The organism is Bradyrhizobium sp. R2.2-H, assembly GCF_004346455.1.
Lineage (GTDB): Bacteria > Pseudomonadota > Alphaproteobacteria > Rhizobiales > Xanthobacteraceae > Bradyrhizobium > Bradyrhizobium diversitatis.
In genome coordinates this window covers 16,983-31,128 of sequence record NZ_SMBR01000020.1, presented here as the reverse complement: position 1 = coordinate 31,128, position 14,146 = coordinate 16,983, and the positions used below count along the sequence as shown (strand labels likewise).

12 protein-coding genes and 1 pseudogene are annotated in these 14,146 nt (G+C 65.9%); 11 read left to right on the top strand and 2 right to left on the bottom strand.

Going from position 1 to position 14,146, the window contains the following annotated elements; translation table 11 throughout:
• Nucleotides 1-165 precede the first annotated feature (165 nt).
• On the bottom strand, nucleotides 166-1,026 hold the full coding sequence (locus tag EDE08_RS34645; protein ID WP_165936343.1) for a sulfite exporter TauE/SafE family protein: 861 nt from the start codon (nucleotides 1,024-1,026) through the stop codon (nucleotides 166-168).
• 198 nt (nucleotides 1,027-1,224) lie between these two features.
• Between EDE08_RS34645 and EDE08_RS34640 the strand changes: the two genes are divergently transcribed.
• The 5 genes from EDE08_RS34640 (at nucleotide 1,225) to EDE08_RS34620 (ending at nucleotide 5,092) form a co-directional block, all read left to right on the top strand.
• Complete coding sequence (locus EDE08_RS34640) at nucleotides 1,225-1,485, top strand: hypothetical protein (RefSeq protein ID WP_131874221.1); 261 nt, start codon at nucleotides 1,225-1,227, stop codon at nucleotides 1,483-1,485.
• 67 nt (nucleotides 1,486-1,552) lie between these two features.
• Nucleotides 1,553-1,951 carry a succinate dehydrogenase, cytochrome b556 subunit gene (gene sdhC, locus EDE08_RS34635; protein ID WP_061880145.1) on the top strand — a complete coding sequence of 133 codons (399 nt, stop codon included), beginning with the start codon at nucleotides 1,553-1,555 and terminating at the stop codon, nucleotides 1,949-1,951.
• A gap of 38 nt (nucleotides 1,952-1,989) precedes the next feature.
• Nucleotides 1,990-2,364, top strand: coding sequence for a succinate dehydrogenase, hydrophobic membrane anchor protein (gene sdhD / locus EDE08_RS34630; protein WP_194393993.1), 375 nt, complete (start codon nucleotides 1,990-1,992; stop codon nucleotides 2,362-2,364).
• A gap of 3 nt (nucleotides 2,365-2,367) precedes the next feature.
• Nucleotides 2,368-4,203 (top strand): succinate dehydrogenase flavoprotein subunit, encoded by a 1,836-nt coding sequence (gene sdhA / locus EDE08_RS34625; protein WP_131874225.1) that lies wholly within the window; start codon nucleotides 2,368-2,370, stop codon nucleotides 4,201-4,203.
• A 106-nt stretch (nucleotides 4,204-4,309) separates the two neighbouring features.
• On the top strand, nucleotides 4,310-5,092 hold the full coding sequence (locus EDE08_RS34620) for a succinate dehydrogenase iron-sulfur subunit (protein WP_027573040.1): 783 nt from the start codon (nucleotides 4,310-4,312) through the stop codon (nucleotides 5,090-5,092).
• Between the two features lie 137 nt (nucleotides 5,093-5,229).
• On the opposite strand, the gene EDE08_RS34615 is transcribed toward EDE08_RS34620, so the two are convergent.
• Nucleotides 5,230-6,393: a GAF domain-containing protein gene (locus tag EDE08_RS34615; protein ID WP_131874226.1), complete on the bottom strand. Its 1,164-nt coding sequence runs from the start codon at nucleotides 6,391-6,393 to the stop codon at nucleotides 5,230-5,232.
• 423 nt (nucleotides 6,394-6,816) lie between these two features.
• On the opposite strand from EDE08_RS34615, the gene EDE08_RS34610 reads away from it, so the two are divergent.
• The 6 genes and pseudogenes from EDE08_RS34610 (at nucleotide 6,817) to EDE08_RS34585 (ending at nucleotide 14,139) form a co-directional block, all read left to right on the top strand.
• Nucleotides 6,817-8,430 (top strand): GMC family oxidoreductase, encoded by a 1,614-nt coding sequence (locus EDE08_RS34610; protein ID WP_131874227.1) that lies wholly within the window; start codon nucleotides 6,817-6,819, stop codon nucleotides 8,428-8,430.
• Between the two features lie 249 nt (nucleotides 8,431-8,679).
• Nucleotides 8,680-10,833 (top strand): hybrid sensor histidine kinase/response regulator family protein, encoded by a 2,154-nt coding sequence (locus tag EDE08_RS34605; protein WP_131874229.1) that lies wholly within the window; start codon nucleotides 8,680-8,682, stop codon nucleotides 10,831-10,833.
• Between the two features lie 3 nt (nucleotides 10,834-10,836).
• Nucleotides 10,837-11,049: pseudogene (locus EDE08_RS34600) on the top strand (FkbM family methyltransferase); the annotation flags it as partial.
• 24 nt (nucleotides 11,050-11,073) lie between these two features.
• Entirely contained in the window at nucleotides 11,074-11,460 is a 387-nt protein-coding gene (locus tag EDE08_RS34595) for a VOC family protein (protein WP_061880138.1), read from the top strand.
• 83 nt (nucleotides 11,461-11,543) lie between these two features.
• Nucleotides 11,544-11,783, top strand: coding sequence for a hypothetical protein (locus EDE08_RS39310; RefSeq protein ID WP_165936344.1), 240 nt, complete (start codon nucleotides 11,544-11,546; stop codon nucleotides 11,781-11,783).
• 187 nt (nucleotides 11,784-11,970) lie between these two features.
• Nucleotides 11,971-14,139 carry an OmpA family protein gene (locus tag EDE08_RS34585; RefSeq protein WP_131874234.1) on the top strand — a complete coding sequence of 723 codons (2,169 nt, stop codon included), beginning with the start codon at nucleotides 11,971-11,973 and terminating at the stop codon, nucleotides 14,137-14,139.
• Nucleotides 14,140-14,146: the final 7 nt, after the last annotated feature.

The following is a 14,146-nucleotide window of genomic DNA, read 5'->3' as shown; positions in this document are numbered from 1 at the left end:
GAGCAACTCCGTGGGCCTCGGCGTAGCCTTGGCGGAGCCGGGACCGGGGCATCCAGTACGCCGCGGCCTCTCGGCCCAATCAATGCTGTCTCTGGAATACTGGATCGCCCGATCAAGTCGGGCGATGACAGCGGAGTGTTCGATGTGGGGTTTGGCCTAAGCCGGCTACAGCCCGCCCACCAGACTCAGCACAAACCTGCTGCCGACGATAAACAGATAGCACCCGAAAGCCATCTCCAGCGTCCGCTTCGACATCGCATGTGCAGCCCTCACGCCCAGCGGCGCGGTGACGAGACTCATCGGCATCACCAGCACGGCACCAATCAGCGAGACGTATCCGAGCGCGAAGGGAGCCTGCAGGGCCGCGACGGCCGGATATTTCGCCGCCGCCGGCCAGCCGGCATAGATGTAGCCGAGCGCGCCGGGAATCGAGATCAGCACCGCGAGCGCCGACGAGGTCGCGACGGCCTGATGGATCGGACGGCTATAGAAGGTCATCAGCAGGTTCGAGAACAGGCCGCCTCCGATACCCATCAAGGTCGACAAGATGCCGACGCAGAAGCCGTAGACGCGCATCAAAGGGCCCTTCGGCAGATCGTTGCCGAGCTTCCAGGTCTCGCGCGCGAAGATCAGCCGGACCGCGGCCGACCAGGCGACGACCACGAACACGATCTTGAACAGCCGCTCCGGCGCGTAACGCGCGATCACACTGCCGGCGAGGACGCCGATCACGATCGGCAGCCACCAGACGCGCAGGATCGTCATGTCGACCGCCCCGCGCTTGAAATGCGCCTGGAACGAGCGGATCGAGGTCGGGATGATCACGGCGAGCGAGGTGCCGACGCACAGCGGCATCCGCACCTCGAGCGGCACGCCGGCGATGCGGAAGCACTCATAGAACACCGGCACGAGGATCGCGCCGCCGCCGATGCCGAACACGCCGGCCAGAAATCCCGAGAGCGCGCCGGTTGCGATCAGCAGCAGCGCGAGCTCGACGATTTCCCTGATATCGAGACCCGCAATCACCCCGACCTGCCCCGCCGACTGGCGCAGCCTCCTCCGAAGCATCGGCTCGGATCTGGCTGCGGGCAAAGCTGTAGGCGATCCGCCTGGTCTGGTCGACACGCCGGGACAGCCCGGCTGGGGTGGGATGCGGGCTGCGCATATCGGCTGTCAGCGCGCCAAGGCGCCGTTGAACTGCGTTCCGGGATTCCGCCGCAGGGAATGAGCGGCTGGCTGCGCCGATGCGCTGGCCGGCACGAACCGCCGATGGCAAATGGGTGGATTAGAGGCGTTCCAATAGCGATTTCAACGCGCCTTGCGTTGTCGGCTGAAAATATGAATTTATATTCCTATCTTGGCTGGTGGACCGCCGGTCTGGTATACCAAGCGCCGGATTGGCCTTGGTTCATCAAGACCATAGAGCTGAACCCAAGTTCGATTTATGGCGATTTGGTGATTGCGCCGGCCAAATCGACTCCGTAAATAGAGCCGACCTTTCGCGATCCCCGCGCGCCCCATGCTGGGCCGCAACAAACATCAAAAGCCGCCCATGACCGCACGGATCGAACGACCGCTTTCGCCGCACATCCAAACCTATCGCTGGACCCTGACGATGGCGCTGTCCATCGTTCACCGTGCCACCGGCATCGCTCTTTACGTCGGAACGCTGCTGCTGGCCTGGTGGCTGATCGCGGCAGCTTCCGGCCCGACCGCCTACGCCCACGTCCAGGCCTTTACCGGCAGCATCATCGGCCGCCTGATCGTGTTCGGCTACACTTGGGCGCTGATGCACCATATGCTGAGCGGCATCCGGCATTTCGTGTGGGACCTCGGCTACGGCTTCAAGGCCAACGAGCGCGAAGCCCTGACCTGGGGCGCGCTGATCGGCGGCATCGTGCTGACGGTGCTGATCTGGATCATCGCCTATGCGATCGGAGGCGGACGATGAGCTACAGCGAATCCCACGGCTCTCCGAAGCCGCCGTCCATGCGCACCCCGCTCGGCCGCGTCCGCAATCTCGGCGCGGCGCATTCCGGCACCTCCGACTTCTGGCGCCAGCGCATCACCGGCGTCGCCATGACACTGCTGATGATTCCGGTCGTGGTCATCGTGATGATGCTGCTCGGCCGCAACCAGGCCGGCGCTGCGCAGATCCTCGGCTCGCTGCCGATCGCGGTGATCCTGCTGCTCTTCATCTTCGCCAGCGCCTGGCACATGAAGATCGGGATGCAGGTGGTGATCGAGGACTACGTCCATAACGAGAAGCTGAAGCTCACCGCGATCATGCTCAACAACTTCTTCTCGATCGCCGTCGCACTCGCCTCGACCTATGCGATCCTGAAACTTTCTTCCGGAGTGTAACCCATGGCCGCCACAACGAATGGCACGGGCAACGGCGCTCCCGCCACCAACGGCAAAGCCTATCCGATCGAAGACCACACCTACGACGTCGTCGTGGTCGGCGCCGGCGGCGCCGGCCTGCGCGCGGTGGTCGGCTGCAGCGAGGCCGGACTTCGCACCGCCTGCATCACGAAGGTGTTTCCGACCCGCTCGCACACGGTCGCGGCGCAGGGCGGCATCTCCGCCTCGCTCGGCAACATGCACAAGGACGACTGGCGCTGGCACATGTACGACACCGTGAAGGGGTCGGACTGGCTGGGCGACCAGGACGCGATCGAATACATGGTGCGCAACGCGCCCGAGGCGGTCTACGAGCTCGAGCATTGGGGCGTGCCGTTCTCGCGCACCGAGGACGGCAAGATCTACCAGCGCCCGTTCGGCGGCATGACCCTGGACTACGGCAAGGGCCAGGCGCAGCGCACCTGCGCCGCCGCCGACCGCACCGGCCACGCGATGCTGCACACCATGTACGGCCAGTCGCTGCGCCATGCGGCCGAGTTCTTCATCGAATTCTTCGCCATCGACCTGATCATGGACGATCAGGGCACCTGCCGCGGCGTCATCGCGATCAAGCTCGACGACGGCACGCTGCACCGCTTCCGCGCCCAGACCGTGATCCTCGCCACCGGCGGCTATGGCCGCGCCTACGCCTCCTGCACCTCGGCGCACACCTGCACCGGCGACGGCGGCGGCATGGTGCTGCGCGCCGGCCTGCCGCTGCAGGACATGGAGTTCGTGCAGTTCCATCCGACCGGCATCTACGGCTCGGGCTGCCTCGTCACCGAAGGCGCGCGCGGCGAAGGCGGCTATCTCGTCAACTCCGAGGGCGAGCGCTTCATGGAGCGCTATGCGCCGTCGGCGAAGGACCTTGCCTCGCGCGACGTGGTCTCGCGCGCGATGACGATCGAGATCCGCGAGGGACGCGGCGTCGGCAAGAAGAAGGATCACATCTTCCTGCATCTCGACCATCTCGATCCCGCCGTGCTGGCCGAGCGCCTGCCGGGCATCTCGGAATCCGCAAAGATCTTCGCCAATGTCGACGTGACGCGCGAGCCGATCCCGATCGTGCCGACGGTGCACTACAACATGGGCGGCATTCCCACGAATTTTCACGGCGAAGTCCTGACCAAGAAGGACGGCGACGACAACGCTGTCATCCCCGGCCTGATGGCGATCGGCGAAGCCGCCTGCGTCTCCGTGCACGGCGCCAACCGCCTCGGCTCCAACTCGCTGATCGACCTCGTCGTGTTCGGCCGCGCCGCAGCGCTCCGCCTCGCCGAGAAGCTGACGCCGAATGGCAAGCAGCCCGAGCTGCCGGCGAACTCGGCCGAGATGGCGCTCGGCCGTCTCGACCATTTCCGCTACGCCTCAGGCGGCACGCCCACCGCGAAGCTTCGCGAGGGCATGCAGCACGTGATGCAGAGCAATTGCGCGGTGTTCCGCACCGGCGAAGTCTTGAGCGAGGGCCAGAACCTGATCGCGAAGGTCCACAGCGGCATCACCGACATCGCCGTGTCCGACCGCTCGCTGGTGTGGAATTCGGACCTCGTCGAGACGCTGGAGTTCGACAACCTGATCTCGCAGGCGGTGGTGACGATGAACTCGGCCGCCAACCGCACCGAGAGCCGCGGCGCCCATGCGCGCGAAGACTTCTCCGAGCGCGACGACAAGAACTGGATGAAGCACACGCTGGCCTGGCTGGACGATGCCGGCAAGGTCAGGATCGAGTACCGCCCGGTTCACGACTACACCATGACCAACGACGTGCAGTACATCCCGCCGAAGGCGCGCGTGTATTGATCGAATAGTAGCCGTCATTCCGGGGCGATGCGCAGCATCGAACCCGGAATCTCGAGATTCCGGGTCGGTCCGTCGGACCATCCCGGAATGACGAAAGGTTAGAGCAATGGTTGAATTCGCACTTCCGAAGAATTCCAAGATCACCGGTGGCAAGACCTGGCCGAAGCCTGCGGGCGCGACCGAGCTCCGCGAGTTCAAGGTCTATCGCTGGAATCCCGACGACGGCAAGAATCCGAGCGTCGACACCTATTACGTCGACACCAATGATTGCGGTCCGATGGTGCTGGACGGCCTGATCTGGATCAAGAACCACATCGACCCGTCGCTGACCTTCCGCCGCTCCTGCCGCGAAGGCGTCTGCGGCTCCTGCGCCATGAACATCGACGGCCAGAACACGCTGGCCTGCACCCGCTCGATGCACGACGTCAAGGACGGCGCGGTGAAGATCAATCCGCTGCCGCACCAACCGGTGGTGAAGGACCTCGTCCCCGACCTCACCAACTTCTACGCCCAGTATGCGTCGATCGAGCCCTGGCTGAAGACGACCTCGCCGACGCCGCAGAAGGAATGGCGCCAGAGCCACGAGGACCGCGAGAAGCTCGACGGCCTCTACGAGTGCATCCTGTGCGCCTGCTGCTCGACCTCGTGCCCGAGCTATTGGTGGAACAGCGAGCGCTATCTCGGACCTGCCGCGCTGCTCCAGGCCAACCGCTGGGTCTCCGATTCCCGCGACGAGGCGACCGGCGAGCGGCTCGACAATCTCGAGGACCCGTTCCGCCTCTACCGCTGCCACACCATCATGAACTGCGCCAAGGCGTGCCCGAAGGGACTGAACCCGGCGGAAGCCATCGCCGAGCTCAAGCTCAAGATGGTCGAACGCCAGATCTGATTGGCCCTGTGTGAGCGACGACGCGTCTCAGTGCGGCCCGGAGCGTTGTCGGTTCTGATCGAATCAGAACCGAAGCTTAAGATCATTCTCAAACGATGATCCAAGCGCGACGTCGATCACCCGATCCCCATCGCGCTTTATTGATGCTCCACGACGCGCTTGGTGCCAGGCAGGGGCGACGCTGCCGCCGCGCCAGGTTTTGAGTTCCCGCGTTCGATTGCCCAGCGCAGTTGGCGGTCCGTGGCGCGCAACTTGATCTCGTCCGAGGCGAGCGCGGCGAGATTGGCAAGGATCTGCTTCTGCGTTTCGTCTAGCGCGCGTGGCCGAGTGTCGATCACGCAGAGCGACCCCAGGGTAAAGCCGTCGGGATCGCTTACTGGGCAGCCAGCGTAGAACCGAAACCCCAGATCGCCCTTCACCGCCGGATTCTCCGCAAAACGCGAGTCGGTCGCGAGGTTCTCGGCGACCATGATCCCCTTCTGCAGAATGGTGTAATTGCAGAACGCCCAGCCGCGCGGCGTATCGACCATATCGAGCCCATAGCGCGACTTGAACCATTGCCGGGTCGGGGTCAGCATCGTCAGCAGTGCCACGGGAGCATCAAGGCTGCGCGCCGCCAGCCAGGTCAGGCGATCGAAGGAATCTTCAGGCGGCGTATCGACGAGGCCAGAGCGTTCGAGTGCGAGAAGCCGCTGGCCCTCATTGTCCGGGAAGGGAAAGGAAGGCGGCGTCTCGAACGGAAAGGGATGTCCGGCGGCGGCCTTGAAAACGGTTTCGATGGCTGCAGGCAACGCCGGCAATTCGTCGACGAACACCGTCGTTCTGGAGCCGGGCTCGCGCCCGCCCGATCGCCGGGTTGCAGCCGAGCGCCCGACGACAAGGATCTCGGTACTGCCGAGTGATGGATCGGCGCGCAGGCTCTCCAGCATGGCGAGTCTGCTGGCGTCCGATGTTTCGGCTTCGATCACAACGGCAGCCGGCAACCGCGTGCCGATCGCAAGCAGCGCGGTGTAGATGTCGGAGTAACTCTCGACGACACAGAAATCGACCTTCGCCAAGGCCGCCTTGTAATCGGCCATGCGTTCTTGCCGCGCAATGAGGATCACCCGGGCGGAAGCCAGCATCGGCGGCTCGCCGGAGCCGGCGATCAGCCCGAGAACGTCGCGGCGGTAGACACGGCGATGGCCCCCCGGGGTTTTCCAGGACGGGATCGAGCCGCCTTCGATCAGCAGCTGAGCCGTCCGGACCGAGACGCCCAGAATCCTGGCAGCCTCCGCCGTCGTCAGAATGTCCTTGGCCATACCATCCATCTTTGCCCCCCGACCGCGCGCCGGCCGGCCTCGTCCCAGGCCTCACAATGTCGTGCTCCCACTTGTGTTGACAAGAGCAGGCGGCTGCTATTTTGATAAATTTGATGATAACGATAGATTTGATAAATCTGATAGGATGGCTCCGCACTGCATGGCAGATGCGAGCGGAGGGGCACGTCTTCCTCTGGAAGAAGCCGGGCTCTGGCCCTGGGCCGCACTGCGAATCGTCTGCGCGCAAGCCGAACCGCCGCGCGGCTGGCCACCCCACACATTCCCAACCACGGGAATGTCGCGATCCGTGACGCGCCGCCCGACCGAGCTTCGTCCCAGCGACGCCCCTCTTCATCTCCCTTACCGCCGTCTTCCCTGGCGCGTTGCATCCCCCTGCACCGTCGATTTGTCTGGAGCATCCTTATGAGTGACTTTCTGCCTTCCGATCTTCCGGAGTTTGCTGACCGCGTTGAGGCCAATCAGCGTCGCCTTCACGAAAATTCCAGCGGCCGTTACGACTTCGTCGTTTGCGGCGCTGGCAGCTCCGGGTCGGTCGTCGCGCGCCGCCTCGCCGAAAATCCCTCCGTCACCGTTCTGCTGATCGAAGCAGGGGGAAGCGACGAGGTGCCGACCGTCATGGAGCCGGCGGCATGGCCGGGCAACCTCGGCAGCGCGACCGATTGGGGTTTTGTCGCAGAGCCCAATCCGCATTTGAACGGCCGTGCGCTTCCGATGTCGATGGGCAAGGTTCTCGGCGGCGGCTCCAGCATCAATGTGATGCTGTGGGCGCGGGGTCACCGCAGTGATTGGGATTTCTTCGCCGAGGAAACCGGCGATCAATCCTGGGGTTACGACGCAGTCTCGAAGATCTTCCGGCAGGTCGAGAACTGGCAAGGCAAGCCCGATCCGCGTCATCGCGGCACCGGGGGCCCCGTCTTCGTGCAGCCGTCGCCGAATCCCGGTCCCGCCGCCCTGGCCATGCTCGATGCAGCGGAGGAGATCGGTATTCCGACTTTCGAAAGCCCTAATGGTGAGATGATGGAGAGCGAAGGCGGTTGCGCCGTTACAGATATCCTGGTCCGCAACGGCAGACGCCATTCCATCTTCCGCGCCTATACCTATCCCTATCTCGATCGGCCCAATCTCACCCTGCTGACCGGCACGCAGGTCTCCCGCGTCCTGCTCGAATGCGGGAGGGCCGTCGGCGTCGAAGCGGTGCGTGACGGCAGGATATTGCGGATCAACGCGTCCAGGGAGGTCGTGCTCGCGCTCGGTGCAATACAGACACCGTCCGTGCTGATGCGCTCCGGCATCGGCGATGAGAACGAGCTTCGAACGCTTGGTATACCCGTGGTCCAGCATCTGCCCGGTGTCGGGCAGAACCTGCAGGATCACGTATCGTTCGGATGCATCTGGGAATATCGCGAGCCGATCGCGCCGCGCAACACCGGCAACGGGGCGACACTCTATTGGAAATCCGATTCCGCGCTCAAGTCTCCCGACCTGCTGTTCTGTCAGGTCGAGTTTCCGGTGCCGAGCCCCGAGACGGCCGTCCGGGCGCCTGCCCATGGCTGGACGATGTTCGCCGGCCTTGCCTTGCCGAAGAGCCGAGGCAGGGTGAGGCTCCGAAACGCCAAGCCGCTTGCGACGCCGCGGATCGAAGCCAACATGCTGTCGCATCCCGACGATGTGAAGACGGCGATCGCCTGCGTCGATGTTTGCCGTGCGCTCGGCAATACCCGCGCCTTCGAGCCGCTGGTGGCGCGCGAGTCGATGCCCGGACCTCTCGGCGCCGCCGAGATGGAACGCTTCGTGCGCGACTCCGCGGTGACCTACTGGCACCAGACATGCTCGGCGAAGATGGGACGTGATGCGATGTCCGTGGTCGATGGCAAACTCAAGGTCTACGGCATCGACCGGCTTCGCATCGCCGACGGTTCGGTGCTGCCGCGGATCACCACCGGGAACACGATGGCGCCGTGCGTCATCATCGGCGAGAAGGCGGCCCACGCGCTGCGCGACGAGCACGATATCTGACGCCGCCCTCCGGTAGCGCGTTGGAGAGCGGATGCGCCGGCCTCCGCTCCGTCGCTCTGCATGCCACGAACTTGCCGCCCCTTGGCCGATCATCCGTGACATTCCAAGACCTGCCCCCATTTGAGTAGAATCGTTCTTGACCCGCACGGCGGGCGAATCCATAAAATTGCAACCAATGGTTACGATCGCAACCGACTTCCTTCCCGGCGCGAAATTCAGTTAAGCTTACGATCAGGGACCGGAGCGACTGTGCAGAGGGCGCAACGCAACTCGCTGAGGCTGTTGCAGTGGATGATGGCGGCATCCCTGGCGCTGCCGATTGCGCTCTTCGCCGTTGCCGCCACGATCTCCTACACGTCCACCAGAGATATCGCCGACCGGGAGATCGAGCGGACGGTCGATGTCGCTCATGAGCACGCGCTCAAGGTGTTCGAAACCATCGACCGCAGCCTCGCCGAGCTCAACGAGGTCGTGCGCGGCTTGCCGGACGACATCATCCGCGCGCGGGAACCCGCACTGCATCGGCGCCTCAAGCGACTGACCGATGCGCTGCCGCAGCTGAAATCGGCCTGGATCTTCGATGCCAACGGAAAAGCGCTGGTCAACAGCCTCGTCTCGCCGCCGCCGGACCTCAGCTTTGCCGATCGCGATTACTTCTACGCCCACATCGACCATGGCATCGGCACTTTCATCGGCACGGCCCTGACGCCACGGCCACCCTATCAGGGCGCGCGCTTCTTCGGGGTCAGCCGCCGCCGCGACTCCGACGACGGCAGTTTCATCGGCGTGATCCAAGCCTCGGTCCTGCCGGAATATTTCGAAAGTTTCTACGCCAGAATTGGATCGGATCCCGGCAGCTTCTTCGCGATGGGCCGCACCGACGGCGCGATGCTCACGCATTTTCCCCGGCTCGACCGCGAGTTTCGGCTCGATCCGGCCGGGCCGGTGGGCCGAAAGATCGCGGCTCAACCCGAGCATGGCCTCATCACCGTCGACTGGCCCTCGGACGGCATCGAGCGGCGCATCGCCTACCGGCGTGTCGCCGAATATCCGATCTATGTCAGCGCCGGGCTTGAGACCTCGGCGATCCGCGCGCGCTGGTTCGCCACCATGGGCCAGCATCTGGTGTTCGGCGTTCCCGCCACCGCGCTGCTGTTCCTGTTGTTGGCGCTCGCGTTGCGGCGAACGCGGCACCTTCAGGCGGAAGCTGCAAGGCGGCGCGAGGCCGAGGAGGCGCTCAAGCACAGCCAGCGCCTGGAGGCGCTCGGCCAGCTCACCGGCGGAGTCGCGCACGACTTCAACAACCTCCTGACCGTGATCCGCGCGTCGGTCGACCTCCTGAACCGGCCGCAACTGACGGAGGAGCGCCGGCAGCGCTACATCACGGCCATCGCGGATTCGGTGGCGCGCGCGGCCAAGCTGACCTCGCAGCTGCTCGCCTTTGCGCGGCGCCAGACCCTGAAGCCGGAGGTGTTCGACGTCAGTGCGCGGGTGCAGTCGCTGCACGACATGCTCGCCACGCTGCTCGGCCCCGCGATCGAGATCGTCATGCGGTTGCCGGCGGAGCCGTACCTCGTCAATGCCGATGCCAGCCAGTTCGAGACGGCGCTGATCAACATGGCCACCAACGCGCGCGATGCCATGCGGGGCAAAGGCACGATCGTTATCAGCGTCGAGGACGCAACGACAGTTCCGGACACGCTGGCGAAGCTCTCGGCCAGCCAGACCTTGGCAAACCATGGCTTCGTCCGCGTCAACGTCAGCGACACCGGTGTCGGCATTCCCGCCGCACGGCTCGGGCGCATCTTCGAGCCGTTCTTCACCACCAAGCAGATCGGCCACGGCACCGGTCTCGGCCTGTCCCAGGTGTTCGGTTTCGCCCGGCAGTCCGGCGGCGAAGTGACTGTCACGAGCGAGGTAGGACACGGCAGCACCTTCTCGCTCTATCTGCCGCGCGTGCCGCCGGAGCTGCTGCCGCAGCGCCAGGCGCCCAACACTGCGCCGGCAATGGCCGGTACCGGCATGTCGGTGCTGGTGGTCGAGGACAATATCGAGCTTGCCAATTTCGCCGCCGATGGCCTCACCGAGCTCGGCTACGGCATCACGCTGATCGACAATGCCGCCGATGCGCTTGCCGAGCTCGCCGTGGACGCGGATCGCTTCGACGTCGTGCTCTCGGACGTGGTGATGCCCGGGATGACCGGGCTCGATTTGGTACGGGCGATCCGCGAGCGCGGCATCGCCGTGCCGGTCGTATTGACCACCGGCTACAGCCAGGCCCTGTCACAGGAGGGCGCGGCCGGCTGCGATCTCGTGCAAAAGCCCTATTCGATCGAGGAATTGTCGCGCGTTCTGCACCAAGCCGCGCGGCTGCGGCACGTCAGCAACGGCGCCGCCGAGTGAATGCAGGTCGATTCGCTCAAGATCGACGTCGAGGGTTTTGAGAACCGCGTGCTGATCGGCTTCTTCCGCGATGCGATGCGCTCGCTATCGCCGCGCGCCGTCGTCATCGAGCGTCTGTCACAAAACGAATGGCAGCAGGATTGTATTTCCGACATGGTCGCGCGCGGTTTCGCGATGACACGCAGGCGCCGAAACAATACGTTCCCGTCACGCTGACAGGGGCGGACAAGGGAGGTTGCCATGATCGACCATCTGGGTATCTCGGTCTCCGACTATGAACGCGCGAAAGCGTTCTACACGACGGCGCTGGCGCCGCTCGGCTACAGCCTTATCATGGAGGTCACGGCAGAGCAGACCGGCCACGCTTCCGCCGCAGGCTTCGGCGCCGAAGGCAAGCCCGATTTCTGGATCGGCGGCGAAGGCGCCATGAACAAGCCGGTGCATGTCGCCATTCGCGCCAAGGACCGTGCCACGGTCGACGCCTTCTACAAGGCCGCAATCGCGGCCGGCGGCCGCGACAACGGTTCGCCTGGCATCCGCCCGCATTACCATCCGAACTATTACGGCGCGTTCGTGCTCGACCCTGACGGCCACAATATCGAGGCCGTCTGCCACGCGCCGGAATAAGGCGCGCTCTGAGGCGATATGACGAGGAACATCAGCGCCGCGTCGTCGTTGTCGTGCTCTGGACAACGATCTCGATGATGCCGATGCCGATCGAACCACCCGAGATTCCACCGGCAACACCGGGGACTCCCGCTGAACCACCGCCGGGAATTCCCCCCGGCAATCCGCAACCTGACATCACACCGCCGATGCGCGAACCGGGCTCGCCACCGCGGCCCGACGAATTGCCTGGCCGCGTGCCTGAAGAGATTCCATCGCGCGGACCGAATGGGCCGCTCACTCCGAATCCTGCGACAGATGCAATGTCGCGGGATCACGCATGAACTCTCCAATCACATGCAAGGCGATTGCAGCCAGCATCTGAATGCGCAATGAACGTCGCCATCGTGAGATGATTTGCGTGCAGAAATAAATCGGGCTGCGGCTGCATCGCCTGCCACAATGCGGCCTAACGCGTAGCTGTTCATCCCGACACTTCGTCAAAAGAACCTTCCGGGGAAGTTCAACACCATGACCAACCTTCGTTTCGTGCTGCTTGCGACGACGGCTCTGACCGCGATGCAATTGGCAAACACCGCATCGCATGCGCAGGACGCTTCGCCGCTCGTGGTCGCGCAGGCCCAGCCTCAAGAGACCGGCCCTGACGGAAAACCGAAGCAGCCGCCGAAGGGACCGCCGACAGCGGCTCCGCCTGCAGCACCCGCGCGCCCGGCAGCACCACCGCCCGCGGCTGCACCGCCCCATCCGCCCGCCGCGCCCCCGTCGGCAGCCGCACCGCCGCGTCCGACAGCGCCGCCACCGCCTCCGCCTCCACCTGTGGCCCGTCCGGCGCCTCCGCCGCCCCCGGCCGCTCCGAAGCAACCGTCGCCGCCGCCCGCCCAGAAGCAGCCTTCGCCGCCGCCGGCTGCGGCGCCGCAGCAGCGCGCCCCGACACCACCGCCTCCGGCACCGCCCGCCCCGCGCGCGGCTCCCACGCCGTCGGCACCGCCTCCCGCGGCGGCTCCGCAGCCACGCGCGCCGACCACGCCGCCACCCGCAGCACAGCCGCACACGGCGCCGCCTCCGGCACCGTCCGGCGCACGCCCGGCTCCGACGCCGCCGGCGCCGCCTCCCGCAGCAGCTCCTCAAGGTCGCCCGACGCCGGCTCCCACCGCGACACCGACGCCTGCGCCCGCAGCGCCGGCACGACCGGGTGCGCCTGCTCCGACGGCCGCACCTGCGCCGACCGCGACCCCCGCACCGACAGCAACGCCGGCTCCGGGCAGCACGTCTGGCGCGCCGCCGGCCGGCCGCCCCGGTACACCGCCGCCCGCGCCAACCGCGACGCCAACTCCCGGCAGCACCCCGACGCCGCCGCCTGGACGCCCGGGGGCGGCGACGCCGGCACCTGGCGCGACCCCAGCGCCGACGGCATCCCCAGCTCCGACGGCGGCGCCAACCCCGGGTCAGCAGGGTGCCACGCCACCCGCCGGAGCACCGGCAGCCGGAGCTCCGACTGCACCCCCGCAGGCTGGTGCCCCGGCCCGGCCGCCGGCGCCTCCGGCCGGCGCCGCGGCTCCGACCGTGGTGCCTGGCACGCCGGCCGCAGCGCCGCCCCCCGACAGGGCACAATATCGGCCGCCGACGGTGGCACCGGCCTTCCGCGCCGCTCCCACGGTTGCTGCACCGCTGCCGCCGCCGCCGCGTCCGCCGCAGCGTGACCTCACGCCACTCGCGATCGGTGCGGGCGTCGTGGCCGGCGCCGTGATCGGTGCCACCATCGCCGATCTCCATAACCAGCGCCGCGAGACCATCGAAGGCGGCCGCACCGTCTACACCGAGCCGGACCGCATCATCGTCCGCGATCCCGGCGGGCAGGCCTATGTCCGCGGCAACGATCTCTATCGCTTCCGCTACGGGGCCCGTGACATCCGCACCGACACCGTCGGCGGCGAAACCCGCACCGTCGTGATCCGTCCCGACGGCAGCGAGATCATCACCGTGGTCGGCACCGACGGCCGGCTGATGCGGCGCATCCGCAGGGACCCCGCCGGGCGCGAGGTCATCATCATCGACAACACCTATCGCGATCCGCGGTCGGTCGGCGGCTTCTATGTCGACGTGCCGCCACCGGTGGTCAACATGCCCTATGATCGCTACATCGTCGATGCCCAGGAGGCGTCGCCGGACTTGATCTACGAGACCATGGAGGCACCGCCGGTGCAACGGATCGATCGGCGTTACTCGCTCGACGAGATCCGCTACAGCCCCAATGTTCGCATGCAGATGCCGAGCATCGACGTCAACACGATCAACTTCGAGACGGGATCGTGGACCATCCCACCGGACCAGGCGGCCCGGTTGCAAGCGATCGCCGACGGCCTCAACCGTGCGATCCAGCGCAACCCTCGCGAGGTGTTCCTGATCGAGGGGCACACCGACGCGGTCGGCAACGAGGTCGACAATCTGTCATTGTCGGACCGCCGTGCGCAGTCCGCGGCCGAACTGTTGACGCAGCAGTTCGGTGTCCCGGCGGAGAACCTGACGTCGCAAGGCTACGGCGAGCAGTATTTGAAGGAGCAGACGCAAGGACCGAGCGTGATCAACCGGCGCGTCACCGTCCGCCGCATCACGCCGCTGCTCAACGGCGGCCAGGCCTCGCTGCCGCCGCCCCCGCCCGGCACGGCGCCGCCGCGCTGAGGCACAA

Bases quoted from the DNA above. Each gene is read 5' to 3' on its own strand.
- sdhC (WP_061880145.1), top strand. From the start codon at position 1,553: ATGACCGCACGGATCGAACGACCGCTTTCGCCGCACATCCAAACCTAT.
- EDE08_RS39310 (WP_165936344.1), top strand. From the start codon at position 11,544: ATGCCGATCGAACCACCCGAGATTCCACCGGCAACACCGGGGACTCCC.
- sdhD (WP_194393993.1), top strand. From the start codon at position 1,990: ATGCGCACCCCGCTCGGCCGCGTCCGCAATCTCGGCGCGGCGCATTCC.
- EDE08_RS34610 (WP_131874227.1), top strand. From the start codon at position 6,817: ATGAGTGACTTTCTGCCTTCCGATCTTCCGGAGTTTGCTGACCGCGTT.
- EDE08_RS34615 (WP_131874226.1), bottom strand. From the start codon at position 6,393: ATGGCCAAGGACATTCTGACGACGGCGGAGGCTGCCAGGATTCTGGGC.
- EDE08_RS34585 (WP_131874234.1), top strand. From the start codon at position 11,971: ATGACCAACCTTCGTTTCGTGCTGCTTGCGACGACGGCTCTGACCGCG.
- EDE08_RS34640 (WP_131874221.1), top strand. From the start codon at position 1,225: ATGAGCGGCTGGCTGCGCCGATGCGCTGGCCGGCACGAACCGCCGATG.
- EDE08_RS34595 (WP_061880138.1), top strand. From the start codon at position 11,074: ATGATCGACCATCTGGGTATCTCGGTCTCCGACTATGAACGCGCGAAA.
- EDE08_RS34620 (WP_027573040.1), top strand. From the start codon at position 4,310: ATGGTTGAATTCGCACTTCCGAAGAATTCCAAGATCACCGGTGGCAAG.
- sdhA (WP_131874225.1), top strand. From the start codon at position 2,368: ATGGCCGCCACAACGAATGGCACGGGCAACGGCGCTCCCGCCACCAAC.